This window comes from Nocardia sp. PLKS1-43, assembly GCF_059510335.1.
Genome location: NZ_JCAJZQ010000001.1, coordinates 1,646,513 through 1,672,208 on the forward strand (window position 1 = coordinate 1,646,513; position 25,696 = coordinate 1,672,208).

Consider the following 25,696-nt stretch of genomic DNA (forward strand, 5'->3'; position numbering starts at 1 on the left):
GCTCGACCGCGCCCGGGACGACCGGATGCGTTCCGGTCGTCCCGGGCGGGCCGCCGGCTCATCCGGCCATGCACACTCCCGTCAATTGCGGTACCGGAACAGAATTCGCCCCCGAGTGAGGTCGTACGGGCTCAATTCGACGAGCACCCGGTCCTGCAGCTGGATCTTGATGTAGTTCTTCCGGATCTTGCCGCTGATATGCGCGAGCACCTGATGCCCGTTCCGCAGTTCCACCGTGAAGGTGGCATTGCGCAGGCATTCGATGACAGTGCCCTCGATTTCGATTCCCTTTCCGTTGTTACTCATCGCAGCACCAACTCCAGATTACTGTTCACGCACTCGACACCGATGCCCTCGAACAGCGCGACGGCGGCCGCGTTCGATTCGTTCAGTTCGACTGCCGCTCTTGCGATTCCGCGTCGATACAGAGCGTCCAGCGCATGCGCCAGCAGTGCCCGCGCGATGCCCCGGCGGCGTTGTTCCGCACGCACCGCGATCAGCCCGATCCGCGGCAGCCGGTTCACCTGCACGACGCGGATCAGTCCCACATATCGGCCGGATTGTGCCGCCACCGCGTATTTCGACGGATCCACCACGGTGTCGTTCCCGGTGCGCGGCAACACCTCCGCCGGCATCTCCCGCCAGCCGACGGTCGCCTCCACCTCCTCGCGGATCGCTCGATCCATCTCGCGCAGTGGAACTTCCGCCGCGGAGCCGGCCGCCACGATCATGGTGCCCGCCGGCGGCGTCACCGTATCGAGCCGGGTGATCCGCGGATCGGTCGGCACGAGGCATTCCCATTCTCGGCGCCGCGTGCTGAAACCTACGCTCTCCCAACAGTTTCTGAGATCCCTGTCGGTTTCGTCCACCACGGTGTACAGAGGTCTGGGCAGGTCCGCCAGCATCGCGTCGGCGAGCGGGCCGAAGGCGTCCTCACGCCAGGAGTCGATGCTGACGAACAGTCGCCCATCGGGCCGCGGCGAAACATCACCCGACCCGACCAGCAGGCCGCGATGCGTTGCCTGCCATTGCGTTCGCGAAACGCGAGTAACGAGGGTGGTGTGCCCGCTGGAATCGGACATGGAATTTACAGAGTTCACACTTATCGCCCTTTCGGAGCAGCCTTCGGTGACAGGCGCTCCCGGCGACAGCTAGATCGTCCGCCCAACCGTGACGTCGAGAGGGAGCTCCCACTTCGATACAACGTTCATGGGTCTCACCTCCTCGCATACGGTCACGGTTCGCCTGACGATACGCACCGCCCCTTCACCGCGCAAACTATTTTCCGGCGGTCGCCGCATCGGTCGAGATACTCTGTCGCGGTGCGGAATTCGCGCGCGGGGCCACTTCACAGCCGTTCGGCGCGGGGACGCCGGACAGCCGCTCGCCCAGCCATCGCGTGGAACCGGGAAAGCCGTCGAAATAGCCGAGAATATGCTCACCGCCCACGACACTCTTCGTGGCCGGAACTCCCACAGCGCATTGTTCGGCAAAGAACTCCTCGGCTTTCGCGACCGGCATCCAGGGGTCGTGCAGGCCGTTGTAGATGTAGATCGGCATGCCCGCCTTCCTGCCCTTCAGGCTCAAGCGGCGAAACAGCGTATCCGCGAATTCGGTGTGCAGCGGGTCGGCCGTATTCGCCAGGGCCGCATAGGGCATGAACAGGCCGATGTCGGCCATGGTCGAGCTGCACACGTCCTTGAGCGGGGAAATCGCCGCCCACTGCGCCAGATGGTTCATACGGCCGAGGATTTCGGGATGTTCTCGCGCCAATGCCAGAGTGACGGTGAACATCAACCCCGAAACATAGGTGCCGTCGAAGGTCTTGGCGAAGGATTCGTAATCGGTGGGCAGGCCGCCCATTGCGTTGCCGGCCAGAGCGGGACCGAGTTCCGGGGCGTATTCGCCGGCCAGCATCGCGGCGGCGTAACTGGCGATGGCGCCTCCGGAATATCCGGTCATCGCGAAACGGCTCGCACCGAACTGATCGGGGAGCAGACGCCGTACCGCGCGCACGGTGTCGAGCATGATGTGCCCGGCCACGGTCGGCTCGGCATAGGCCATCGAGGGCCCCTCATGGTCCGGGATCACCACCGCGTAGTTCCGGCTCGCGGCCCACATGGTCGGCGACGGGACGAAATCGTTGCCGTTGCCGGACGTGATGTCGTAGCCGTGCGAGAACACGTAGCCCGGCGTGCAACGCCGGTTGAGCGCGTTGATCGGGGGCGCGTTCAGCAGCACCGGGCGGCTACCCGGCCCGGTCCACCGGCTGAACGGCAGCAGCAGGGTCGCGGTGCCGAAGGAGGGCGCACCGGCGGAGTTCGTGGTGCGGAATTTCAGCTGGATCGCCCGCTGAACCGGCGTGAGCACAGTCAGGAAGACCATCGGCACCGCGGGCCGGCTGACGTCACGCGATTCGATCACGTCACCGGGCGCATACCGCGCGAGGTCTGCCGGTGCGGCATCGAAGAACGGATCACCGGTCGGACTGGATTGAATCGCCTTCCACAGCACCGCCGGGTCGCTGGGTGCGGTGGCGGCGGAACCGGTCCGCGGCAGGACCGACGACGGCGCCGGAACATGGCTGTCGATCCACCGCTGGAACGCCGACGGCCCGGGATCCCGATGCGTGACCGGAGGTTGCGGTTCGGTGGTCGCGCCGGCGGTGGGCGGCGCAGGGGTATCGGACGGTGGCTCGGCGACCGTGCCGGGTATTCGCCCCAGTGTCAGCGCACACCCCATCGCCACCGTGATCGCAACGCTCCGTAGACATTTCACGACAACACCCGTTCTGTAAGAGATGTACTCGAACCGAAGGTCGTGCAGTAGTGGGACAGTCCCCGGATGTCCGGCAAGTGCGGGCGCGGGCGGCGTCGGCCGAAGCCGCACCGATTTCGGGACGATACCCCCGAATCACCGGAATCTCACTTATCCGCGCGGACCCACGGATCGTGTCGGCCCCGATCGTGTCCGCACAGCGGTCAGGACTCCATCGCCAGGCGAATACCGAATCCGATCAGCACCAACCCGGCGATCGAGTCCAGGCGGCGGCGCACCCGCCCGGTCTGCATCCAGGTTGCCACCGTGCCCGACGCAGCCACGAGAATCGCGCAGTACACCGCCGTCAACGCCACGTACATCGCGCCGAACCCGAGCGTCATCCAGCCCACCGGATAACCGGCCGGGACGAACCCGGGCAGGAAACTGACGAACAGGACGCCGATCTTCGGATTCAGGATGTCGGTGAGAAATCCGGCCACGAACCCACCCGAGCGCATCGACGGCTGTGCCGGCGCCTCCCCGCCGGCCCGGGCGATCTCCGGAGCGGACCGCCGCAACGAACGCAGCGACTGCACCCCCATCCACAGCAGATAGCCTGCGCCGGCGATCTTCAACACCTGGTAACCGACCTCGCTGGCCCGCAACAGCGCCGACAGCCCCAGCACAGCGGCCCCGACCCACACCAGCAAGCCGCACAGCACTCCCAGGCTCGTCCGGATACCGCCGCCGCGCCCACCACGCACCAGACCACGGATCACGACCAGGGTGTCGGGTCCCGGCAGCACCACCAACAAGACCGCGGCAACCGAGAACGACGCAAGCGAAACGAGCATCGGTCAATTCTAATGAGCCGACGCCCGCGCACCTCGGCCCGGCCGCGTCCGCCGACATCCCCGCCGAACAGCCGATACACCCCGGTTGCTCGCGCGGTCGCTCACCCGGGAGGACCATGGTGCGCATGCAGAGCACGGTGATCGAAGTGAAGACCGGGCGCGAGGAAGTCGTCCACGACCTCACCCCGCACTGTTCGGAGTTCCTGCGCGAGGCGGCGGCGGGCCGCGACGGCCTGCTGCACGTCTTCGTGCCGCACGCCACCGCGGGCATCGCGCTGATCGAACTCGGCGCGGGCAGCGACGACGACCTTCTCGCCGCGCTGCGGGATCTGCTTCCCGCCGACGACCGCTGGCGCCATGCCCACGGCTCCCGCGGGCACGGACGCTCGCACGTCATGCCCGCACTGATCGCCCCCTACGCGAGCATTCCGGTGCTGCACGGCGAAATGGCTTTGGGCACTTGGCAATCCGTCGCAATGGTGGATATCAACGTCGACAACCCGGTCCGGCAGGTGCGCCTGTCCTTCCTGGTCGGCTGACCGCGGCCGACGTCCGCCACCGGACCTGCTCCGCGCCGGGCCGCCCGGCGCCCCGGCAGTGCCGCTCCCGGACCAGCGATGCAAAGCCCCACGAGCACTGGATAATTCGTTGCGAACGGGATATCGTCCTGCCGGGGACCGCCACCGCGCGGGAAGGTACCGCACCTGCGATCCGCAAGTGGCCCAATGGCCCCACTCCCGGCGACAATCGGCAGCATCGCGACCGCCGTGAGCGCGCCTGCCGTGTCTTGCGCCGGACCGATCACCAACGGCCGGTTCGCACTTCGGGACGCGGTGCTCCTCGGCCGCCTTCCCGGAGAACTGGTCGTCATCGAGGTCGAGGTGGACCGCACGGACCTCGGCGCAGAGCTGTCCGAACCGGTCGCCGCGACGATCCCGGGAATCCTGCGGGCGGTCCAGGAGCCGGCGCGAGTGCGGATACGCGCGGATTCGCCGTGACCCGACAAGTGCGGGCCGCACGGCGTCGATCCCCACCGCACACCCGTCGGGGCCTCCCGGTCAGCGACGGCACCGCGAGATCCCTTGGCACGCAGGTGGTTCGATGACGGAGTGTATCTCGACCGGCCAGGGCCGGGGCGTGTCCGAAGCTCGGCCACGGCCTGGCCCGGCCCGCACCCCGGAGCAGGGCCCGCCGCCCGCGCATGACAGTCCGTGGCGAAACCCGTTGTCGTGCTTGACAATCGACATCACAAAGAGTCGTTCCCGCCCGGCCTGCACCGGGGATCCAACCGAGCGGGCAAGAATTTCGCCGTGGTCCGAGGACCACGGAACCGGTGACCTTCGGCCGTGCCGCTGTCGAACCCGCCGATCCGACGATGGTGACGGACACATCCCGACGGCGGACGAGCAAGGAGGGTGTCATGCCCGGCATCTTCGGGAGGCACACCAACACCACGCAGCGCGAACAGGACGCCCATCGGCTGGCCTCGGCGACGGTGGCCGTCGGCGTCGACGGTTCGCCGGGATCGATGACCGCGCTGCGCTGGGCGGCGCGGTACGCGCGTCTACACGGCCGGGAACTGCGCATCGAGCACGGCATGAACCTCGTCGGCGCGACGTGGCCGGCCAGTGTTCCCGCAACGCCGAGCACCTGGGTGGTCGACGCCGCGCGTACGCACGGCCGCGACGTCATCGCCCGCGCCGAGGAGCTGGCCCGTTCGACGGCTCCCGAGGTGCCGGTGACGGCCGAGGCGGTCTCGGACAACCCGGCCGCTCTGCTCATCGACCGCAGCGCCGCGGCGTTCACGGTCGTGCTCGGAGCCACGGGAACGGAGGGGACGCTCGCGCACCTCGGTTCGACCCTGCTTTCGGTCGTCGCGCACGCCCACGGAACGGTCGTCGTGGTGCGCACCGACCCGGAGGCCGGTGACAGCGTCCACTCATCGGGCCCGGTCGTGGTCGGCGTCGACGGGAGTCCGATCGGCGAGGCGGCCATCGCGTCCGCGTTCGCCGAGGCAGCGCAGCGCGACGCCGAATTGGTCGCCGTGCACGTGTGGAACGACGGGAATTTCGGTCGTTACGCCGGATACGACACGCTGCGGCTACCCGACGGCGACCCCGGCCAGGCCGAGGACGCCATCATGGCCGAGCGCACCGCCGGGTGGCAGGAGAAGTTCCCGGAGGTCCGGGTCGCGCACTCCTCGTACGCGTTCGCTCCCGCGGAGCATCTGCTGGAGTGGTCGAAGTCGGCGCAACTGATGGTTCTGGGCAGCCGCGGCCGTGGTGGCTTCGCCGGAATGCTGCTGGGTTCCACGGTCAACTTCCTGGTCCAGCACGCACAGTGCCCGGTGATGGTCGTCCATCCGTAGGTCAGTCGCTGTACTGCTCCCGCACACCTTCGGTCACGACCTGTGGCCCCGAGCGGAATTCGCGGCGGACCCGCCCGGCCGCCGGGCGGGCACTACCCTGCTGAACCGTGATCACCTGCGTTGTGGAATACGTGATCGATCCGACGAAGATCGACGCCTTCGAACGTTTCGGCCGCCGCTGGATGGAACTCGTCGATGAGCACGGGGGCACTCATCACGGCTATTTCCTGCCCGCGGAAGGCGCCAGCGACAAGGCGCTCGCGTTGTTCAGCTTTCCCAGTCTCGCCGCCTACGAGCAGTACCGGAGTCTGTTCGGCAACGATCCCGCCTTCGTCGAGGCCGATCGTATCCGGGACGAAAGCGGGTGCGTGCTCCGGTACGAGCGGACCTTCATGCGACCGTTGCTGCCCGAGCCCGCCGCAACCGGGCCGTCCCGCTAGCTCGCCGCGGCCTCGAACAGGATTTCCTTGTGCCGCCGGGTGAGCTGGTGCGGGCTTTTCGCGGCCCAGAAACAATAGTTGAGCAGGATCAGCATCGGCGGCATACCGAGCAGATCCGGATACCGCACATGACGTTGCGGCCACTCGTGCCACCACGACTCCTGCCAGAGATCCGGATGCGCCGTCATCGGCAAGCGCAGTCGTTGCCCCGGTTCCAGAACGTGCACGTCCAGACGACGCAATTCCCGTAATGCCCCCGCGGGGACGAGCTCTGGTTTCGTCAGAACCGCCCAGCCCTCGATCGAGAGACGCCGCACCGGCGGGGCGAGGAGGGGCGCTTGGAAATTCATCCTGTCGTGTACCCACGCCGCCAGGGCATGCGGTATCGAGACGGCGGTGGTCGTGTCGTCCGCGACCAGCTCCACCCGCCCGTCCGCACCGATCGTCGCGCGCAGGTTCCGGGCCCGGTAGGCATTCACCCAATCCTGCGGTGTCACCAACGAGTCGATATCGTCCCAACGGCGGTTGCGGGAGCCCTCGATCACCGCGCGCGCTGCCGCGCCGACCGAACACTCGTGCCAACTGTGCTCGGACCAGTGTGCTCGGGCGGCGTACGGGCTCAACGACATCGGGGAGTCCGCGCAGGTGTCCGCCTCGTCCGCGAGTCCCGTCACACCCTCCCCCTCATCGGCCCGCTGCCCGCAAACCTTCGCACCGACAAGCGGATTCGGTCAATGCGCACCACACAGGGTGTAGCAGAAGACGAATGGCTCGGTGCCGTCGTTGAACCAGGCGTGCAGCGCCCCGTTCTGCACGACACAGTCCCCGGGGGACAACGGCACGTCGATCCCGTCGCCCACGCGCATGCGGCCCCGGCCGCGCAGCACCACCACGAAGTCGACCGTGGCGGTGGCGTGCCCTCCCGGACGGGCGGTGTCGAAGGTATCCATCATGCCGGGCAGCTTGGCATCGGCTTCGGCTGCGGCGGAAGCGAATTCGGCTTCGGACCAGTCGGCCGGGGGCTCGTAGGTCAATCCCGGCGGCACACTGATGAACCCGAACCGCAACCCGCCCGGCCCCGGAAAATACCGGCCGTACGGCTGCTGCGGGATCTCGGTCAACGGCAGCCGGGCCGGCTCGTCCAGCTCCCACATCCGGTGCAGCTCGGCACCGGGAAGCAGAGCCAGGGTGATCGGTTCGATATCCCGGTCCTGCAGCACGCGCGCCTGCCCGGCCTCGTCGTGTCCCACCACAATTCTGCGCATCCGCACACTCCTCCGCTCTTCGGCGCCCGGTTCGAGCGCACCGCCGCTGCCCGCGATTTCGCCTGGGCAACAGCGGTACGACGACGCTATCGATGCGTGCGGCGGTCCCGGTAGCTCGCGAGCGCACGGCGATGGTCCCGGAGCGCACAACTCATCGACGCCCGATCACCCGCCGCCGCGCGGCGGCAGGGCTAATCTGATGCCTGTCCGGCATCGGCCGGATCCAGCGACGACGATGCATTCCTGGAGTCCGGGTTGGTGAACCGCACACCTGAAACCGAATCGGCCACAACGGATGTCATGCATCCCAGTGAGCGCGTCGAGTACTGGGCACACCTGATCGACTCGTATCACGGCCGCCTGGGTTATCGCTTTCCCAGCCGCGGTGACTTCCGGGGCCGTGCGCTGCGGCGCCGGACAGAGCTGTATCAGCTGGTGGGGTGGGAATCCGATGCTGTGACCTATTGCCGCGATCGCCGGCACATTCGGACCGATCCCGACGAGGACTACCGGCTCGTCCTGGCCACCACCGGCCAAGTCGTGCTCCGCCAGGACGGCGAGGTCGGTTCGCTCCCGCCGGGAACGGGTGCTCTGGTCACCATAGACCGCCCGATGGAAGTCTCGATGAGCGACCGCAGTACCGGACTGATCATGACGATCCCCCGGCAAGAAGTTCAGCACCGTCTCGGCCGGGCGGCGGCACCGGCCCAGCCGCTGGACCTCACGGCCGGACTCGGCCGCGTGGCCGCCCACATCGCGGCCGGTTTGCATGCCGAACAGGGCACGCTGACCGCACGCCAATTCGACGCGGTCTCCGAACGACTCGTCGATCTGCTGTGCATGCTGATCCTCGGCGAGACCCCGACCGCGGCAACGCACACCGACGAGTTGGTGCAGGCTGTTCGCGAGTACGTTCGCCGGCACGCCCACGATCCGGCCCTGACCGGCGCCGCGGTCGCCGAGGCGCTCGGCTGGTCGCTGCGGCAGATTCAGTCGGTCCTCCAGCGTGCCGGAACCACCCCGCGCGAGCTGATCAGGACCGAGCGGCTGCAACTGGCCCGCACACGCCTGCGCGCCCCCGCGTACCGGCAGGTGAGCATCGCCCGGATCGGACTGGACTTGGGCTTCGGCTCGGCCAGCAGTTTCACCAAGGCCTTCCGCCAGCAGTTCGGCGTGACACCGGGCAGCGTACGAGCGGACGCCGGGGATCCGTGAGTCCGCCGCCCGGCCCGCGGCGCGAGCGGGGCACCCGAGGACTCGCTCCGGACGGCACAGCGTTCCGGTGAGGAACTGCTATTGCGTCGGCGACCGGTGAAGAGCAGGGTGAACAGTACCGGTAGCGCCACCGGGGCGCTGCCTTCGAGGTGAGAAGGGGGTTCGGACGTGTACGCACGCTCTACCACGATTCAGGCGCGACCCTCCGATATCGATACCGGGATCGCGCACGTTCGCGACGAGGTGATGCCGGCTCTCACCGGCATCCCGGGCTGCATCGGGCTGTCACTGTTGGTGAGCCGGAGTTCGGGCCGGTGCATCGCCACGAGTGCGTGGGACACCGCGGAGGCGCTGCACGCGAGTGCGGACAGCGTGCGCCCGATCCGGGACCGTGCGGCCGAGCTCTTCGGCGGCAGCACCAAGGTCGAGGAATGGGAGATCGCGGTCCTGCATCGTGAGCACAATTCGCCCGAGGGCGCCTGCGTGCGCGCGACCTGGCTCAAGACCGCTCCCGACCGACTCGACTCCGCCGTCGAGGCATACCGGAATCAGTTCCTGTCGGAAATGGAAACGCTCGAAGGCTTCTGCAGTGCGAGCCTGTTGATCAACCGGTCCTCCGGTCGTGCGGTATCGTGCGCCACCTATGACAGCGCCGACGCGATGGTCCGCAACCGCGACCAGGCCGCGTCCCTGCGGACCGACGCCAGCCGTCGATCCGGCGCGGAACTGATCGACGGCACGGAGTTCGAACTGGCGCTCGCACACCTTCGGGTTCCCGAAATGGCTTGACCGCGAGCATCTTCGGTGACCGCACGCGTCTTCGAGTGGCCGTTCTAGGTGGACGCCTCGGTCCGAGTGGACGGCAGGAACGGAGTGAGCAGGTTCGCCTCGGCGGACGGGCCCGGTTGCCATTCGGCGATCCATGGGCCCGTCCCCGCACTCGGATCGAGCACACCGCTTTCGAGCCACTGGTACCGGCCTTCCAGGATTCCCCGGGCCAGATCCGTGTCGGCGTCATCGGTGTTGTCCCACAGGGCGTCGAACAGTTGACGCACCCGGACGCCGGCCTGACGGCAGAACACGTCCGCCAGTTCCTGCGCGGCGTCGGCGTCCGGGCTGTTCTCGACTCGCAGCGCCCGGGCCCGCACGCAGGCAGCCGACATGGCGAACAGTTCCGCGCCGATATCGACGATGCGGCCCAGGAAGCCTTGGCGGTACTCGAGTTTCGCCTGCCAGCGCCCCATCGCGTACATCAGCGATCGAGCCTGTTTGCGCGCGGAGCGTTCGACGAAACGCAAATGTCCCGCCAACGGCCCGAATTCGGTGAAGCCGGCCGGTGTCGTCCCCGGCCCGAGGGCCAGCTGCGGGAACCACTTGGCGTAGAAACCACCCGCCCCGACCGCGGCCTTTGCCTTGTCCTTGAACTGCGCGTTGCGGTCGACCAGCGCACCGGCCGCGGCCATATGGGCATCGGCCATCTCCCGCGCGATCAGCAGCCGCATGATCTCGCTCGACCCCTCGAAGATGCGATTGATGCGCAGGTCGCGGACCAGCTGCTCGGCTCCCACCGCACGTTCGCCCCGGGCTCGTAGCGAGGCCGCGGTCTCGTAGCCGCGCCCGCCGCGGATCTGCACCAGTTCGTCGGCGATTCGGCAGCTCGTCTCCGATGCCCACAGTTTGGCCAGCGCGGCTTCGATGCGGATGTCGTTGCGGCCCTCGTCGCACATCGTGCCGGACAGATCCAGGACCGCCTCGAGAGCGAAAGCGGTTGCGGCGATGTAGGACAGTTTCGAACCGACCGCGGCATGCCGGCCGACCGGACGCCCCCACTGCACACGGTTGAGCGACCACTCGCGGCCGATCTTCAGCGACCATTTGGCCGCCGCCGTGCACAGTGCGGGAATCGCCAGCCGACCGGCATTGAGAGTCGTGAGCGCGATCTTCAGCCCGTCGCCTTCGCGGCCGATCAGATTGCGCCGTGGTACCCGCACGTTGTACATGCGGGTCAGGCCGTTCTCGATGCCGCGCAGGCCCATGAAGGAGTTGCGGCGCTCGACGGTGATGCCGGGCGAATCGGCCTCGACCACGAATGCCGAGATACCGCCCCGATGCCCATCGCTCTTGGGCACCCGAGCCATGACCACCAGCAATTCGGCCACGACGCCGTTGGTGGTCCACAGCTTCACGCCGTTGAGTTCGTACGCCTCGCCGTCGGCCGTGGGAGTGGCGGTGCTGGCCATTCGCGCGGGATCCGAACCCACGTCGGGTTCGGTGAGCAGGAACGCACTGACCGCCCCGCGTGCGCAGCGCGGCAGGAACTCCCGCTTCTGTTCCGCGGTGCCGGCGAGTTTCAGCGGCTCGGGCACGCCGATCGACTGATGTGCCGACAGCAGCACTCCGAGGCTGGGGTGCGCGGAGCCGACCAGCATCAGCGCGCGGTTGTAGCCGACCTGCGACAGGCCCTGCCCGCCGTACTCCTCCGGGATCTTGAGCCCGAAGCAACCCAGTTCGGCCAGCCCGCGCACGTACTGCTCGGGGATCTTGGCCTCGGCCTCGATCCGGCTGCCGTCGATGCTCTCGCAGTACTCCCGCAGGCGCCGCAGATATGCCTCGGTCTTGGCCTCGTTCTCGGCCGGCGGCCGCGGGAAAGGATGAATCAGATCCAGCCGGAACCGGCCCAGAAACATTTCCTTCGCGAATGACGGCTTGCCCCAAGTACTTTCGCGCGATTCCTCGACGAGCGCGCGAGCTTGTTCCTCGGTGGCGTCGACTTTGGCGGTGGTCGCCATGATGCCCTCCTCGAAAGTGATGGGGATCACATTCGAGTGTAGAAGCCTTGGTTACCCGCCGGTAGGGGTTCGCGAGCCCAACTTCCCCGGGCGTGGCTCAGCTCGTGAACCGTTCGGCACGCAAATCTGCGGTCCCGAAACCTCGGTCGCGGGTTGCGTTCCTCTCTCAGCGGTCGGACGATCCGCCAGATATCAACTCAGGTTGTAGGTCGTGTCCGAGATGGTGAAGCCGTGGCCGTCACTGGTGCGGCAGGTGACGCCGGTGGCTTGGTGGACGACGCACTGGGTGCCGGCGACCCGCAGGGCGACCTCGTAGGGCAGGACCTTCGAATCCGGACCCGCGACCGGCGAACAGGCGTTGCCGAACGACGCTCGCGAGCCGGTGGCGACCGAGATCGTGTTGGGTTTCAGCGCCCTGCCGGCACAATCGGAGACCATCGGGGTGCCGGGCGGGAATTGCCCGTTGCAACTCGCGCGCCCCGCGTCGACGCCGCAGAGGAATCTGCCGCTCGGGGATTTGAACGTCGTGCCGTAGTCGGTGTGGTACTCGGCCGGGTCGGCGGTGGCCGGCGGACCGGCCTTGGCTTCGACAGCGGCGACGGCCGGCGCCGGACCGGCGGCCGGAGTGGCCGATTGCGCTCCGTACCCGCATCCGCCGATGAATCCGATGGTTGCCGTGGCCATCGCGATCCCCATCGCCCGTCCCAGGGGCGAGGGGCTCACGATCCTCGGTGACATGTTCCGGAACAACGTCATGAACTCCCCTCCGAGCCGAGGTGTCGGTATGGACCGACGCGACGGTGCGGCGGTCCGTCCTTGCTGCCCTAGCTATGCCCTGCCAGGCTCCGGCAAACCCACTTTGCGCACGATGGAACCGAGCAGCGCCGAATCAGGGCCTTTCGGACGTGCACGGCAGGCGTTCGGTCTCGCGTTGGTCCGGGAATCATCCGGCAGGTCGCACCCGGGCGTGCTTCAACTCGCGCAGGGCGGTCCGCAGCCCGCGGCGCTTGCCCGTTTCGGGATCGACGCCGAAATGCTCCTGGATGCCCTCGCGCACGGCGAACCGCAGTTCCGATGATGTTTCCGGCGCATCGTCGGAGCTGGCCCGGAGTAACGCGTTGGGCAGCGCGAGCTTGGCGATCGTCCGGAACGATTGCAGGTACTGACCGCCGAGCGAACCGGTCGTGTACGGCAGGTCGTATTTGTCGCACAGTTCCCGCACCCGCACGCCGATCTGCTCGTAGCGGTTGCTCGGCAGGTCGGGGAACAAATGGTGCTCGATCTGGTGGCTGAGGTTGCCGCTCATGAAGCGCATCAGCGGCCCGGCCCGGAAATTGGCGGACCCCAGCATCTGTCGCAGATACCAGCGCGGCTGGTCCTCGGCCTCGAACTCCTCGATGGTGAACTTCTCGGCGCCGTCGGGGAAGTGGCCGCAGAAGATGACCATATAGGCCCAGTAATTGCGGACGAAGTTGGCCGTGGCATCGGCGGTCAGCGTGGTCTTCCAATTCCGTCCGGCCAGCGCCGGGTAGATCAGATAATCCTTGGCTGCCTGCTTGCCGACCTTGGTGCCGATGATGCGCAGGTCTTTGAACGCCTGCCGCCACGTCTTCTCGCCGTTGCGCAACTTCTCCACCTCGAGGTGGTGCAGGGCCACGCCCCATTCGAAGAAGGTACCGAGCAGCAGGTTGTATACCGGGTTGCCGATATTCCACCACTCCCACGGCTGGTCGCGGGTGACGCGCAGGATGCCGTAACCGACGTCGTCGTCCATTCCGACGATGTTGGTGTACTTGTGGTGGACGAAATTGTGCGAATGTTTCCACTGCACGCTGGGACAGGTGGTATCCCACTCCCACGAGGACGAGTGGATCTCCGGATCGTTCATCCAATCCCATTGTCCGTGCATCACATTGTGGCCCAGTTCCATATTCTCGATGATCTTGGCCAGCGAGAGCATCGCCGTGCCCGCGAGCCACGCGGCCCTGCGGTTGCTGAACATCAGGGCGACTCGGCCGCCGGCGGCCAGCGCGCGGTGCAGTGCGATGGTGCGCCGCACGTACCGGGCGTCGCGCTCGCCGCGTGACTCCTCGATGTCGCGGCGAATCGCGTCGAGTTCGGCGCCGAGCGCTTCGATGTCGGCCGGGGTCAGATGCGCGTAGATGTCGATGTCGGTGATGGCCATCCGGCCCTCCTAGATATCGAGAGTGCACTCACCAGACACGCTGCTGATGCACGTTTGAATTCGTTCTCCTTCGCGGCGTTCCTCACCGGTACGCAGGTCTCGGACATACCCACCCGCGAGCGGAAGCACACAGGTCTGGCAGATGCCCATCCGGCAGCCGAAGGGCATATCGATGCCCAGGTTCTCGCCCGCCTCGAGCAGTGTTGTCGCGCCGTCGATCCGGGCCTGCTTGTCCGACAGGGCGAATCGCACCGTCCCGCCTTCGCCGCCGTGATCGGTGCGGGCGATGGCGAAGCGTTCGATGTGCAGACGCTCGCGCAGGCCGCCGCGCTCGTAATGCGACTCCATCGCGTCCAGCATGCGCGGCGGTCCGCACGCCCAGCAGTCGCGTTCGCGCCAGTCGGGCACCCACTCGTCGAGACGGCCGACCGAGAACTTGCCCATTTCTCGGGTGAGCTGCAGGTGCAGCGTGTAACTGGGGTTCCGGTCGGCCAGGGTTTCCATCTCGTCGAGGAAGATGACGTCCTCGCGGGTCGGCGCGGAATGGACGTGGCAGATATCGGGTCGCTGCCCACGGGCTTCGAGGGACCGCAACATCGCGATCACCGGAGTGATGCCGCTGCCCGCGGTGACGAACAGGATCTTGCCCGGTACCGGCTCGGGCAGATGGAAATCGCCCCGCGGCGCGGCCAACCGGATGATGGTGGACGGCTCGACCCCGTCGACCAGGTGGGTCGACAAGAAGCCGTCCGGATTGGCCTTGACAGTGATCGCGATCGTCTTCTTCTCCGCCGAACTGATCGAGGTGAGCGAATAGGAGCGCCACCGCCAGCGGCCGTCCATCTGCAGTCCGATGCCGACGTACTGGCCGGGCTTGTACGCTGCGGGAAATCCCCACCCCGTGCGGATCGTCACCGTGGCCGTGTCCTCGGTCTCCTTGACCACGCCGAGCACCTTTCCGCGCAGTTCACGGGCGGTCCAGAGCGGATTGATCAGGCGTAGGTAATCATCGGGGAGCAGCGGTGTGGTGGCGCGGGCGAGCAATCCGCGCACGATGTTGACCTCGGGCTTATTGGCGTCGACCCCGGCGGCCGGACGTTTACTCCACTTCAGAAGACCCACAGGAGAACCTCCTTTCCGTGTACAACCGTACACTGAAATGATGCCTTGCCGCACACCTCACCACGATTGTGCACATCCACGGGCTCATCCTCGACGGGTGATGCCGGCGTTCTCGCACCCACGGACACTGGCCAGGTCCCGGATCAGCTCGGCACCGCGCCGGACAAACACCGACGAACCGTCGGCGACAGCAGCGACCGATCAACGACGGTCGCGTCTTCGGTGCTGTTCAACGCGAGAACGGCGATGGATGAGGATCCATTTCGAAGGAGTTGATGAGATTGCTCGCAGGTATCGCCCGCGCGGCAGCAGTCGGCGCGGCAGCCGTTTCGCTCCTCACCCCGGCAGCTGGATTCGCAGCGGCCAACGAACCCGAGGCGCCCACTGGGCGACCGCCCCCAGCGTCGATCGCGAACCGGCCCACGGTGTCGGATGTGGACGCCCCGTACATCTGGGTGAACATCTGTGTACACATACCGACCCCCGGGTCGGCAACGCTGGACTGGTGCTGGCCGTAGCGTCGACAGTTCGGTCCGGGACCAGATGTCCGGACCACACACTGGCGACATGGGAACAGCGAAGAACACCGCAGAGACCGGAGACGTGGTTGGCGTCGAAGCAGTGACCCACGCCTGGGAGACAGCCTTGGCGAACCAGGACCGGGAGTCTGTCACGGCCACGACGAACCGCTACCGTTTCTCACCGAGGTCGTTGCCCGCACACCCGACGAGCGGCACTACCACCGCGCCGGATTCTTCACCGACGGACGACGGGCGACATGGGAATACCCCCGGGTCACGCCGGATGGTCAGCAGATGGACTTCGTCGAGGTGATGGAGATCGAGGACGGACTCATTCGAGCCCACCGGGTCTACCGGGGGTGGCGAGGAGTGGAGATCCTCTCCCGCGACCAGTACCACCGATAGCCGAAAACCGGGTGCGCCCGCGGAAACCCCTTCAGCGCCGGAACGGAGCGGCATGTCCGACGATCGACCCGGCGAGCAACCGACACCCGCCGCCATGGACACCGCCGCAAGGGTTGGATGCGTTGCAGCACAACGGTTTCGGGTCGATACGCAGGTTGCCGATCCGGGCCGGCCGCCGCCCGCTCGGTGGCGGCCCGGCCGGCAAGCAGCGCGTGGGTGTCGGCCGATCCGGTGGCGGGTACGGCGGTGTAGGCGGTGCGGAGACCACGAGGGAACGCCCATGAGAAACACGCGAAGCGAAGGAGTACGGAAATCATGATCCTGACAGAGACGTACGCGCTGTCGAACGGTGTGCACATTCCGAAGCTGGGACTGGGTACCTGGTTCATCGATGACGACAAGGCCGCGGACGCGGTGACCGACGCCGCCGCGATCGGCTACCGCAACATCGACACCGCTCAGGCCTACGGCAACGAGCGAGGCGTCGGCGAAGGGGTCCGCGGCAGCGGTATCCCGCGCGACGAACTGTTCTTGACCACCAAACTGGCGGCCGAGATCAAGGACCATGACAACGCCTCCGCCGCGATCGACCGTTCGCTGGCCACACTGGGGCTGGACCACATCGATCTGATGCTGATTCACAGCCCGCAACCCTGGAACGACTTCCGCGGCGGCGACTACGCCGAGGGCAACCGCGAGGCATGGCGCGCGTTGGAAGAGGCTTATCAGGCGGGCAAACTCCGCTCGATCGGCGTCTCCAACTTCGAGCAACGCGACCTGGAGAACATTCTCCAGGCCTGCACCGTCGCGCCGCAGGTGAATCAGCTGCTCGTCCACGCGGGCAACACCCCGGCCGAACTCATCGCCTACTGCCAGGACAAGAACATCCTCGTGGAGGCCTATTCACCCATCGCACACGGAGCGATCCTGCAGAATCCCGAGATCCAGGCGATGGCCGACAGGTACGGAGTGAGCGTTCCGCAGCTGTGCATCCGCTACACCCTGCAGTTGGGAACCGTATCGCTGCCGAAGACCGCCAACCCCGAGCACATGCGCAGCAACTCCCAGGTCGATTTCGAGATCACCGACGAGGACATGGACGTCCTGCGCAAGATGCGAGCCCAGGACTACGGCGACCACAGCGTATTCCCCGTCTACAGCGGTAAGTGAGTGGGAAGACGGTGAAGGCCTTGCCGCACAGGCTATTCCGGTGCGGAACCAACAGATCTGCCGATCTCGACTCCCGCGGCGAGACCTGCTGCCGCACATGCCGTTCGACGCTCCCGGGCACTCGTCCGAGCGTGCCCCGTCGGCAGTAGCTCGAGAAAGTTACGAACCAGAGCCCGATCGTCATCGATCCGGTGCGCCACATAAACCGTTGTGCTGGAGTCTGTTTCGATGAGCGGCAGGATGCGGACGGTCGGCGGCGCGGTGAACGTCGCGCTGCGCGGTGCGACGGTGACGCCCAGCCCCTCCCCCACCAGATACAGAATGGTGGTCCAGTTGTTGCCCTCCTGCACGATGCGAGGCCGGCAACCGGCTTCCACCAGGGGCCGCAGGTTCTTGTCGTGGGCATGGGGCCCCGCGGCGCGGGGAAAGAACACCAGCGGGTCGTCGGCGAGGTCGGGGCCGGTGAGGGCGGTATGGTCCGCCAGCGGGTGATCAACCGGCAGCACCGCCATGTAAGGCTCGGTGACCAGCGGGAATACGACGATGCCGGGCTGTTCGTCGGGGTCGCGCACGATCGCCATATCGAGCGCGCCGTGACCGAGCTGCGCCATCATGTGGGTGGTGTAGCCCTCGACGAGGTCGATCTGGACCAGCGGGTAGCGGTCTCGGAACTGCCGGATACTGCGCAGCGGTTCGAGCGGCAGCACCGACGGGACGAAGCCCAGGTAGAGCCGCCCCTGATTACCCTGTCCGATGCGCGCGACCTCGTCGAGGTCGCGGGTCGCGTGCGCGAGAATCGCCGCGGCCCGCTCGCGCAGTACCTCGCCCGCAGGGGTCAAGGCGACACTGCGCGAGGTGCGGTCGAACACGCGGGTTCCCAGGAGCGTCTCGAGCCGCTGGATCTGCTGGGTCAGCGCGGGTTGAGCGATGTGCAGCCGCGCGGCCGCCCGGCCGAAGTGCAATTCCTCGGCTACGGCCAGGAAGTAGCGCAGATGCCGTAGTTCGACCCCATCAGCCATAAGATCAACATATCAATCAGATCTATCAAGTATTGGACGTGATCGTTCGGGGGCGGGCATGCTGGCGAGGTGACACAGCAGACTGAATCCGTTGCGGCAGAACAGATCGACGCCATCGTTGTCGAGCCGATGTCGAGTCCGGCCGACGCCCGGGCCTTCAAGGAACTCAACGAGGAATGGATCGTCGAACTGTTCGCCCTCGAGCCCGCCGACTCGGTGAAGCTGGACAATCCGGAGCGCGAGATCGTCGCCAAGGGCGGACAGGTACTCATCGCTCGCGACGGCGACGACATCGTCGGATGCGTGGCGCTGGTAGCGGAGGGCGACGGGGTGTTCGAGCTGTCCAAGATGGCCGTGGCACGGAACCGGCGCGGCCGGGGCCTCGGCCGCATCCTCCTGCGGGAAGCCGTCGACTACGCCCGGCGGCGGAACGCCACCACATTGTTCCTCGGCAGCAGCACCAAGTTGCCCGATGCCGTGCACCTGTACGAATCGATCGGCTTCGTGCACGTCCCGAGCGATCGGATCGGACCCATGCCATACCGCCGCGCGGACGTGTTCATGCGGTACGACCTGGACTGACGCCCGCGCCGGACGCCGCTGGTCATATCTCGATTCGGGAACCCATGATGATGGTTCGCTCGCGTGGGAGGCAGAAGTATTCGGCGGCGTCGGCGGTGATGTAGGAGGTGGCGATGAACAGTCGTTTGCGCCAACGCGCCATCGTGGGCTGGTCGCCGGCGCGGACCTCGATCTTGGACAGGAAGTAGGAGGCTTCCTCGAGATCGAGGCGTCCCTCGGTGTCGGCGGGATCAACGCCGGCCAGGGCGACCGGGACGTTGGGGGTTTCCATGTAACCGTATCGGGCGGTGACGTGGGTGATCCCGTCGTCGCCGTGGCCGAGGTTGTCCACCGCGATACGTTCGTGCTCCGGTAGCCGCGGGACGGGTTCGGTCTGGATGGACAGCACCACGATGTGTTCGTGGCGGACGTGGTTGTGCTCGACGTTGGCGCGCATGGCCAATGGCGCGGTCGCCTTGCCGCGGTTGAGGAATACCGCGGTTCCGGGCACCCGCGACGTGGGCGGTTTGCCGGCGGCGAGGTCGTCGACGAATACGCGCAGCGCGCCTTCCCGGCGTTCCCGCGCGGCGGTGACGATGTGGCGTCCGCGTTGCCAGGTGGTCATCACGGTGAAGGCGGTGAGCGCGATCAGCAGCGGCAGCCACGCGCCGTGCACGAGTTTGGTGAGGTTGGCCGCGACGAACAGCAGGTCGATGATCAGCAGTGGAACCGCGCCGAGCGAGATCAGCCACCACGGCGTCTGCCATTTCGCTCGGGCAACATAGAAGAACAGCAGCGTGGTGATGGTGATCGTGCCGGTCACCGCCATGCCGAACGCGAACGCCAGCGCGGTGGAACTACGGAAGGCGAACACCAGCGTCAGCACCGACACCATCAGCAGCCAGTTGATCCAGGGCACGTAGATCTGCCCGATGGTCGATTCGGAGGTGTGCGTGATCCGCAGTCGCGGCAGGTAGCCGAGTTGGGCGGCCTGGGACGTGACCGAGTAGGCGCCGGTGATCACGGCCTGCGAGGCGATCACGGTGGCGGCGGTGGCCAGCAGCACCATCGGCAGGCGTCCCCAGCCCGGCACGAGCAGGAAGAACGGGCTGCCGATATTGGCCGGGTCGTCCAGGATCAGCGCGCCTTGCCCGAAGTAGCTCAGGACGCAAGCCGGGAACACCAGCAACAGCCAGGCGCGAGTGATGGCGCGGCGACCGAAATGCCCCATATCGGCATACAGGGCCTCCGCACCGGTGACCGCGAGCACGATCGCGGCGAGCGCGAAGAACGCCGTGCCGAAATGCCCGAACAGGAACCCGAGCGCATACGTCGGTGACAGGGCCTCGAGAATCTGCGGATGTCTGGTGATGCCGGCGATACCGCAGACGCCGATGGCGGTGAACCAGGCGATCATCACCGGCCCGAACATGCGCCCGACCACCGCTGTGCCGCGGCGCTGCACCAGGAACAACGCCACGATGATGATCGCGGTGATCGGTACGATCAGCCGCTCCAGCGACGGCTCGACCACCTTGAGCCCCTCGACCGAGGACAGCACCGAAATCGCGGGAGTGATCATGCTGTCGCCGAAGAACAGTGACGCGCCGAAGATCCCCAGCGCCGCCAGCACGAGCGCGACCCGCCGCCCCCGGGGTGCGCTCGATCGGCGAAGCAGGGTGATCAGGGCCATGATGCCGCCCTCGCCGTCGTGATCGGCACGCATCGCCAGCAGCACGTACGTGATGGTGACGATGATCGTCACCGACCAGAACACCAACGACACAACCCCGAACACGTTGGTGGCGCCGGCCGGGACCGGATGCGGATCGTGCGGGTCGAACACCGTCTGCAGGGTGTAGATCGGGCTGGTACCGATATCGCCGAACACCACTCCCAGCGCACCCACCACCAAAGCCGGCCGGACCGGACCACCTGCCCCGGGGTGAAGTTCCCGACCGGACGCTCGGCCGGTCGCGTTCGTGGACGCACTGTCGGTCACCGGCGGATCCTCCTCCTCGGCACGGGCTGCTGTCGGGATGCTCGCATATCGTGCCGGACACTACCGCCCCATGTCGGGCTGCGCGACGGACGCGGCCGGGGTTGCCGGGGCCATCATCGACGTGACCTCGTCGACGTCCGCCCCGAGCGCGGCACCGGCAACCGGTGCACGACCTGGCCGGCCGGGGACACGGACCAGCGGCATACCTGGTCGGCGCCGGGAAGTCAGCGGAGACGATTGTGCTGCTTCCACCAATTCAACAGGCTCGCAGCACCATTCGAGCCGGAGGCGAAATACACCCCGAGAACGTCCTGCTGGTCGGCGGTCCATTCGATGGTCGGCACCACCCCCGCACCGTTCGACAAAATACATTCGTATCGTCCTGCGGCGTAAGGGTTGTCGAGCGCGCCGTCGGCACAGGCGACATGCGCGGACGACCGGCGATCGTCGTCGTAGCTCTGTCGCAGCGTCGCCGGATCGGGGTAGCGGAAGAACGCCGCCTCCAGGCGACCGGAGTACGGATCGCAGTGCAGCGCAGCGGTCTCGGCCGGTCCCGGATCCCGGTGATAGCAGTTCGATTGGTCGTACCCGGCGGGTAGATGCTGTAGCAGTGCGGCATCATCGGATGTGTAGTCCGGGCGAGGGCTACTCGATGCGGCAACGGCACCGGGCCCGTACGAAGTGCCGCCCGGCCTGCTCGTGGTGGCTCCGCCGCCCCCGAGCGCCACTATCGCGATGACAACGACGCCGATGACGACCGCGACGGTGACACCGACGATGACCCGTCCCCGGCGCGCACGACGGGGTGCGGCCGGGGCGGGTTCCGCGGGAAGGTCGGTGAGCGGATGCGGGACCTGCAGATCGCCCAGTAGGGCATGCAGATCCCCGCGCGTCTTGGCCTTCGCCGCGCTGTCCAGACGTTCGTGATACTCCGCGTTGTCCAATTCGCCGTCGGCGTAGGCGTTGTCCAGTGCGGTACATGCCATGGACCGGTCCAGATCGCTGGCTCGCAGCTCGAAACCGTCCCGGGGTCGTTCGGAGGACACCGCATCATGGTCCCAGCCGGACCGGCTCGCCGGTAGATGTCTCGCCGCCGGATCCTGATATTTCGCGCCGGAGTGCGCTGGAGTGAGCGCGAACCCAGGCGCTGCCGAACGGGGTCATCGGTGGGGCGTAGTCACGGTCGTGGTGCCATTGCCATTGATTGCCGCGCATTTCCTCAGGGCCGCCGTAATCGCAGTCGCCCCAATGCCATTGGCCTCGGCTTGTTCCCAGCCGAATCGGCCGGAGCGGTCGCAGTCCTGGCGCCGGCCATTGTCGGTGTGCCTCGGTGGTGCGGCCGATGCCGGTGCGACGCAGCGGACACCCTAGTGCGGTCTGCCGCTCGATTCCACCGGCAGCCTGTCGTGCCCGCGACTCGAACCCAACCGACATCTCCCCTCCCTGCGCGGGGTATCGGTCCCTCGCGTCCCTGACGTTGCCGGCAGGTCTCGGTTGGTCATCGACTGGGTTCGGGAGCGCTATCGTGGGTGTGTCGGCATGTTCGGGCAGTGTTCGTCGTGACGCCGTGAGGCGAAGGGCGGTGGTGCATGTGCGTGCGATATATTGTCTCGAGCTGGGGGCCGGCTTCGTGTCGAGCCTCGGAGCCGTCGGTGGGCGCATTCCGGACTATTCCCGCTCCGAGGTGCTGACCGGATCGGCGGTGGTGCTGATATTGCTCGTGGGGGTATCGGTCGCGTTGATATCGGCGGGTCGACACCGCAGTGGTAGTGGTCGGTGGTCGGCGCGGTGGTGGTTTCACCGGCCCGGCCGCTGACTCGGGTCAGCTCCGGCCGAGCTGGACGGCTTTGACCAGCAGCAGGATCGCGCCGATGACGAGGTAGCCGCGCAGGGCGAGCATGCCGAGTTTGGTTCCCGCGGACCAGGTGACGGGTTCGAGCAGAGCCAGCGGCGGCATCCGCCAACGATCTTTTTCGGACTTGTCGACCACCGGCGCCGGGGGTGGCGCGGGTGAGTGGCGCTGAAGCCATTTCAGGGCTACGGCGGTGAGGATCGCGAGCACGATGATGCCCGAGGCCAGGTACTCGGCGGTGGTGACGACGTCGAGGTTCGGGAACAGGGTGGTCGCCATCAGGATGCCCGACAGCAGTAACAGCACCCCGACGATCAGGCCTGCGACGAGATTGAGCCAGGTCCGGTTGACCCACGGCCCCAGGACTTGCGGGTCGTTGCACAACAGCAGCAGGAAAACACTCGCGCTGGGCAGCAGCAGTCCGGCCAGGGCCTGCACCGCGGTGGTGATCAAACCCAGCGGGGCGCCGGGGATCAGCACGATCGCCGCGGCCAGGGCGACCATCGCGATGTAGGAGATGTAGAACTGCTTCGCGTCGCGAAAGCCGCGGTGCAGGGAGTGTTTGATGCCGAACACGTCGCCGAAGGCGTAGCTGGTGGACAACGTCACCGCCGCGGCGCCGATGATCGAGGCATCCAGCAGCACGATCGCGAAGATCGGCCCCAGCACCCGGTCGGCGTGGCCGAGCAGGTGCGCGATCTGCCCGGCGTCGACGAACTTCCCGACGGTGCCGGTGGCCCGGGCCGCGTAATCAGCGGTCATGACCAGCGCGGCCGCGCCGATCACCACGACGAATGCCCCCAGGGTGGTGTCCGCGCGTTCGTAGCCGATGAACCGGGGCGTGATGCGTTTGTCGACGATATTGGACTGCTGGAAGAACAGCTGCCACGGCGCCACCGTGGTCCCCACGATCGCGATGATCAACAGCACCGCCTCCGAGGTGAATCCACCGTGCACGCCCGGCACCACGAAATCTCTTGCGGCTCTTCCCCATTCGGGATGCGAAAGCAGCAGCATCGGAATCTGCAGCAGGGTGATGAGGATGAACCCCATCATCGCCCGTTCCCACCGCCGGAAGCTCCCCGAGGCCATGATCGCGACGAGGGCGACCGCGGCGATCGGCACCACCACGTATTTGGAGATGCCGATGTAGTCCGCGGCCAGGGTGACGCCGATGAACTCGGTGACGATGGTCAGAAAGTTAAGGACGAACAGGTCGCCGACGGAGAACCAGCCCCAGCCGCGCCCGAAACGCTCGTTGATCAGCCGGGCGTGCCCGACACCGGTGACCGCGCCGAGCCGCACGACCATTTCCTGGTTGACGATCAAGACCGGAATCAGCAGCAGCAGCACCCACAGCAGGCTGTAGCCGTAGTTCTGCCCGGCCTGGGCATAGGTGGCCACGCCACCGGCATCGTTGTCCCCCACCATCACGATCAGACCGGGACCGACGATCGCCGCGAGAGTCAGCAGCCTGGTCCGCAGCGTGCGCGGCCGGTCGGTCTCGGTGACATCGATGCGCCCGAACGCGCCCTCGATATTGCCCAGGTGCGCCGAATCCAGCACCGCCGAGGGTCGCGCGGACGGTGCGGTCCGAGACTTCGGCGCCGCGGGCTCCTGCCGCGGAGCGAGACCGTCCTCGGCGGGCGGAGCCGGCGGCGTGCCGGCTGCCCTCGTCGTGGCCGAATCGCGCCCGGGGGCGGGCGCGTCCAAAGGCGCCGAATTGTCCGGCCCCGCGGCTTGTGATGGGGCAGTGCCTGGCTGCGTGGTGTCCTGGCCCTGCGGGTCACGCTGTTGTTCGGACGTGGTTTCCAGCGGGGTGGAGCGGCTTTCGTCGGCGTTCGTCATAGTGCCGAGCTGCCGTCGGACACGTCGGCGGGCGGTGCGGGTTCGCGGATCGGGCGGGGTGCGGGCTCGCGGCGGCGCCAGTCCTCGGGAATGGCGGCCTCGAGCACGTCGTCGACGGTGACGACGCCGAGCACACGGTCGGCGGCGTCGACCACCGGCACCGCGTAGAGGTTGTAGTCCGCCATGAGCAGGGCGATATCGGTCACATCGGTCTTCGGCGTGACCCGGACCGGGTCTGTGTCCATCAACTCACGCACCGGTGTCGCGGGGTCGGCCTGCAGCAACAGGATCACCGAAACGACGCCGATCAAGCGCCCCTCGTCGAGCACATGCACCTTCAGCAGCGCTTCCGGCTGCACCCCCCGTGCCTCAGCGATCACCGAGAGTGCTTGCGCCGCAGTAGAATCAGGTCCGCAGGATGCGGTGTCGACATTCATCAGCCCGCCGGCGCTGTCGGGGTTGAACCCCATCAGCGTGATCACCTTGGTGCGCTGCGGAGCCGGCATGAGATCCAGCACCTTGCGACGCCGCGACTGTCGCAGGTCCGCGACCGCGTCGGCCGCGTCGTCAGCGCGCATCCGGCCGAGCAACGCCGCGACTTCGGCGTCGGACTTGTCATCGAGCAGGCGACTGGCCTCCTCGGAATCCAGTTCCTCGAACACATCGGCCTCGAGCTCCGGATCGTCGTGCACATGGTCGAGAATCTCGCCACGCTCTCGTTTGTCGGCCTCCTCGAGGAGATCGGCGAGCTCGGCCGGTTTCAGCGACCGCAACCGACCGGCAAGGCGGCGTTGGGTCAGCGACTGACTGTGCCCGATCAGCGGCTCGAAGGACTTCCAATCCCGCTCGGCATGCCCGCCCGCGGGTTTGATCAACCCGAACAACCGCGCACGCGGCCTGGTGTCGACCCGGGCCAAAACCCAGCCGTCGCCGGTGTCGTCGAGTTCGACATCCGAAGCACGGACCAACTCCGCGGCCGCGACATCTATGAGCCTGTGCCCCATGATGTCCGCGCGCAGGAGCACCTCCCCGTCGCGACGTTCGAACGCACGCAGGTCAACCTTGTTACGCGACAACGTGATTCGATCGGCACGCAGATCGTCCACGGTACGAGCCGGAACGAACACCTTCCGCCCGCCCACCCCGACCACCACACCGGTGATCGGCGGATAGGAATTCCGGCCGACCAGTCGGACCACCAGATCCTCCACCCGGCCGATGGTGTCCCCCGATGCGGCGATCACCGGCGATTTCAGCACCTGTGACAGGTGGATCATCGCGGTCACCGGCGACAGATCTGATGTGGGCTTCGTCATCGGG

23 protein-coding genes are annotated in these 25,696 nt (G+C 67.0%); 8 read left to right on the forward strand and 15 right to left on the reverse strand.

The features are described from left to right. Positions 1-81: 81 nt before the first annotated feature. From infA to AC5WS7_RS07820, 4 genes are all read right to left on the reverse strand, one after another. Positions 82-306, reverse strand: a complete 225-nt coding sequence (gene infA, locus AC5WS7_RS07805; protein WP_040824768.1) for a translation initiation factor IF-1 — start codon at positions 304-306, stop codon at positions 82-84. Continuing rightward, positions 303-1,082, reverse strand: coding sequence for a GNAT family N-acetyltransferase (locus AC5WS7_RS07810; RefSeq protein ID WP_495953631.1), 780 nt, complete (start codon positions 1,080-1,082; stop codon positions 303-305). Before AC5WS7_RS07810 ends, infA begins: the two co-directional genes overlap by 4 nt. A gap of 196 nt (positions 1,083-1,278) precedes the next feature. Then, complete coding sequence (locus AC5WS7_RS07815; protein WP_495953632.1) at positions 1,279-2,778, reverse strand: lipase family protein; 1,500 nt, start codon at positions 2,776-2,778, stop codon at positions 1,279-1,281. Between the two features lie 203 nt (positions 2,779-2,981). After that, positions 2,982-3,614 (reverse strand): LysE family translocator, encoded by a 633-nt coding sequence (locus AC5WS7_RS07820; RefSeq protein WP_495953633.1) that lies wholly within the window; start codon positions 3,612-3,614, stop codon positions 2,982-2,984. 125 nt (positions 3,615-3,739) lie between these two features. On the opposite strand from AC5WS7_RS07820, the gene AC5WS7_RS07825 reads away from it, so the two are divergent. From AC5WS7_RS07825 to AC5WS7_RS07840, 4 genes are all read left to right on the forward strand, one after another. Next, positions 3,740-4,153 (forward strand): secondary thiamine-phosphate synthase enzyme YjbQ, encoded by a 414-nt coding sequence (locus AC5WS7_RS07825; RefSeq protein WP_495953634.1) that lies wholly within the window; start codon positions 3,740-3,742, stop codon positions 4,151-4,153. 228 nt (positions 4,154-4,381) lie between these two features. Continuing rightward, entirely contained in the window at positions 4,382-4,612 is a 231-nt protein-coding gene (locus AC5WS7_RS07830) for a hypothetical protein (RefSeq protein WP_495953635.1), read from the forward strand. A gap of 422 nt (positions 4,613-5,034) precedes the next feature. Beyond that, positions 5,035-5,982, forward strand: coding sequence for a universal stress protein (locus AC5WS7_RS07835; protein WP_495953636.1), 948 nt, complete (start codon positions 5,035-5,037; stop codon positions 5,980-5,982). 107 nt (positions 5,983-6,089) lie between these two features. After that, positions 6,090-6,422, forward strand: coding sequence for an NIPSNAP family protein (locus AC5WS7_RS07840; RefSeq protein ID WP_495953637.1), 333 nt, complete (start codon positions 6,090-6,092; stop codon positions 6,420-6,422). Here AC5WS7_RS07840 and AC5WS7_RS07845 read toward each other — a convergent pair. Then, positions 6,419-7,096: a hypothetical protein gene (locus AC5WS7_RS07845; protein WP_495953638.1), complete on the reverse strand. Its 678-nt coding sequence runs from the start codon at positions 7,094-7,096 to the stop codon at positions 6,419-6,421. The two genes, AC5WS7_RS07840 and AC5WS7_RS07845, sit on opposite strands and share 4 nt — an antisense overlap. 57 nt (positions 7,097-7,153) lie before the next feature. Then, a complete protein-coding gene (locus tag AC5WS7_RS07850) occupies positions 7,154-7,687 on the reverse strand; it encodes a cupin domain-containing protein (protein WP_495953639.1) in 534 nt (177 codons plus the stop codon). A 300-nt stretch (positions 7,688-7,987) separates the two neighbouring features. Here AC5WS7_RS07850 and AC5WS7_RS07855 point away from each other — a divergent pair, with 300 nt between their 5' ends. Next, positions 7,988-8,902 (forward strand): helix-turn-helix domain-containing protein, encoded by a 915-nt coding sequence (locus AC5WS7_RS07855; RefSeq protein WP_495953640.1) that lies wholly within the window; start codon positions 7,988-7,990, stop codon positions 8,900-8,902. A 168-nt stretch (positions 8,903-9,070) separates the two neighbouring features. Beyond that, positions 9,071-9,691 (forward strand): hypothetical protein, encoded by a 621-nt coding sequence (locus AC5WS7_RS07860; RefSeq protein ID WP_495953641.1) that lies wholly within the window; start codon positions 9,071-9,073, stop codon positions 9,689-9,691. A gap of 44 nt (positions 9,692-9,735) precedes the next feature. Here AC5WS7_RS07860 and AC5WS7_RS07865 read toward each other — a convergent pair whose 3' ends face one another. From AC5WS7_RS07865 to AC5WS7_RS07880, 4 genes are all read right to left on the reverse strand, one after another. Beyond that, entirely contained in the window at positions 9,736-11,691 is a 1,956-nt protein-coding gene (locus tag AC5WS7_RS07865; RefSeq protein ID WP_495953779.1) for an acyl-CoA dehydrogenase family protein, read from the reverse strand. A gap of 192 nt (positions 11,692-11,883) precedes the next feature. Continuing rightward, the gene (locus AC5WS7_RS07870; protein WP_495953642.1) at positions 11,884-12,447 is read right to left on the reverse strand and encodes a hypothetical protein; all 564 of its coding nucleotides are present in this window, start codon (positions 12,445-12,447) and stop codon (positions 11,884-11,886) included. A gap of 187 nt (positions 12,448-12,634) precedes the next feature. Continuing rightward, positions 12,635-13,876, reverse strand: coding sequence for a fatty acid desaturase family protein (locus tag AC5WS7_RS07875; protein ID WP_495953643.1), 1,242 nt, complete (start codon positions 13,874-13,876; stop codon positions 12,635-12,637). 9 nt (positions 13,877-13,885) lie between these two features. Continuing rightward, the gene (locus AC5WS7_RS07880) at positions 13,886-14,998 is read right to left on the reverse strand and encodes a ferredoxin reductase (protein WP_495953644.1); all 1,113 of its coding nucleotides are present in this window, start codon (positions 14,996-14,998) and stop codon (positions 13,886-13,888) included. A 1,238-nt stretch (positions 14,999-16,236) separates the two neighbouring features. On the opposite strand from AC5WS7_RS07880, the gene AC5WS7_RS07885 reads away from it, so the two are divergent. Next, positions 16,237-17,094 (forward strand): aldo/keto reductase, encoded by an 858-nt coding sequence (locus AC5WS7_RS07885; RefSeq protein WP_495953780.1) that lies wholly within the window; start codon positions 16,237-16,239, stop codon positions 17,092-17,094. Between the two features lie 32 nt (positions 17,095-17,126). Here AC5WS7_RS07885 and AC5WS7_RS07890 read toward each other — a convergent pair whose 3' ends face one another. Beyond that, on the reverse strand, positions 17,127-18,113 hold the full coding sequence (locus tag AC5WS7_RS07890) for a LysR family transcriptional regulator (protein ID WP_495953645.1): 987 nt from the start codon (positions 18,111-18,113) through the stop codon (positions 17,127-17,129). A gap of 69 nt (positions 18,114-18,182) precedes the next feature. Here AC5WS7_RS07890 and AC5WS7_RS07895 point away from each other — a divergent pair, with 69 nt between their 5' ends. Next, positions 18,183-18,695, forward strand: coding sequence for a GNAT family N-acetyltransferase (locus AC5WS7_RS07895; RefSeq protein ID WP_495953646.1), 513 nt, complete (start codon positions 18,183-18,185; stop codon positions 18,693-18,695). A gap of 22 nt (positions 18,696-18,717) precedes the next feature. Here AC5WS7_RS07895 and AC5WS7_RS07900 read toward each other — a convergent pair whose 3' ends face one another. From AC5WS7_RS07900 to AC5WS7_RS07915, 4 genes are all read right to left on the reverse strand, one after another. After that, entirely contained in the window at positions 18,718-20,586 is a 1,869-nt protein-coding gene (locus tag AC5WS7_RS07900; protein ID WP_495953781.1) for a potassium transporter Kup, read from the reverse strand. A 314-nt stretch (positions 20,587-20,900) separates the two neighbouring features. Beyond that, positions 20,901-21,722 carry a DUF1707 SHOCT-like domain-containing protein gene (locus tag AC5WS7_RS07905; RefSeq protein WP_495953647.1) on the reverse strand — a complete coding sequence of 274 codons (822 nt, stop codon included), beginning with the start codon at positions 21,720-21,722 and terminating at the stop codon, positions 20,901-20,903. 776 nt (positions 21,723-22,498) lie between these two features. Next, the gene (locus tag AC5WS7_RS07910; protein ID WP_495953782.1) at positions 22,499-24,094 is read right to left on the reverse strand and encodes an NRAMP family divalent metal transporter; all 1,596 of its coding nucleotides are present in this window, start codon (positions 24,092-24,094) and stop codon (positions 22,499-22,501) included. 278 nt (positions 24,095-24,372) lie between these two features. Next, the gene (locus tag AC5WS7_RS07915) at positions 24,373-25,692 is read right to left on the reverse strand and encodes a magnesium transporter MgtE N-terminal domain-containing protein (protein WP_495953648.1); all 1,320 of its coding nucleotides are present in this window, start codon (positions 25,690-25,692) and stop codon (positions 24,373-24,375) included. Positions 25,693-25,696 lie beyond the last annotated feature (4 nt).

Excerpts from the sequence above, each read along its gene's own strand:
- AC5WS7_RS07890 (WP_495953645.1), bottom strand. The coding sequence starts at position 18,113 with ATGGCTGATGGGGTCGAACTACGGCATCTGCGCTACTTCCTGGCCGTA.
- AC5WS7_RS07865 (WP_495953779.1), bottom strand. The coding sequence starts at position 11,691 with ATGGCGACCACCGCCAAAGTCGACGCCACCGAGGAACAAGCTCGCGCG.
- AC5WS7_RS07825 (WP_495953634.1), top strand. The coding sequence starts at position 3,740 with ATGCAGAGCACGGTGATCGAAGTGAAGACCGGGCGCGAGGAAGTCGTC.
- infA (WP_040824768.1), bottom strand. The coding sequence starts at position 306 with ATGAGTAACAACGGAAAGGGAATCGAAATCGAGGGCACTGTCATCGAA.
- AC5WS7_RS07820 (WP_495953633.1), bottom strand. The coding sequence starts at position 3,614 with ATGCTCGTTTCGCTTGCGTCGTTCTCGGTTGCCGCGGTCTTGTTGGTG.
- AC5WS7_RS07915 (WP_495953648.1), bottom strand. The coding sequence starts at position 25,692 with ATGACGAAGCCCACATCAGATCTGTCGCCGGTGACCGCGATGATCCAC.
- AC5WS7_RS07855 (WP_495953640.1), top strand. The coding sequence starts at position 7,988 with ATGCATCCCAGTGAGCGCGTCGAGTACTGGGCACACCTGATCGACTCG.
- AC5WS7_RS07875 (WP_495953643.1), bottom strand. The coding sequence starts at position 13,876 with ATGGCCATCACCGACATCGACATCTACGCGCATCTGACCCCGGCCGAC.
- AC5WS7_RS07870 (WP_495953642.1), bottom strand. The coding sequence starts at position 12,447 with ATGACGTTGTTCCGGAACATGTCACCGAGGATCGTGAGCCCCTCGCCC.
- AC5WS7_RS07835 (WP_495953636.1), top strand. The coding sequence starts at position 5,035 with ATGCCCGGCATCTTCGGGAGGCACACCAACACCACGCAGCGCGAACAG.
- AC5WS7_RS07850 (WP_495953639.1), bottom strand. The coding sequence starts at position 7,687 with ATGCGCAGAATTGTGGTGGGACACGACGAGGCCGGGCAGGCGCGCGTG.
- AC5WS7_RS07810 (WP_495953631.1), bottom strand. The coding sequence starts at position 1,082 with ATGTCCGATTCCAGCGGGCACACCACCCTCGTTACTCGCGTTTCGCGA.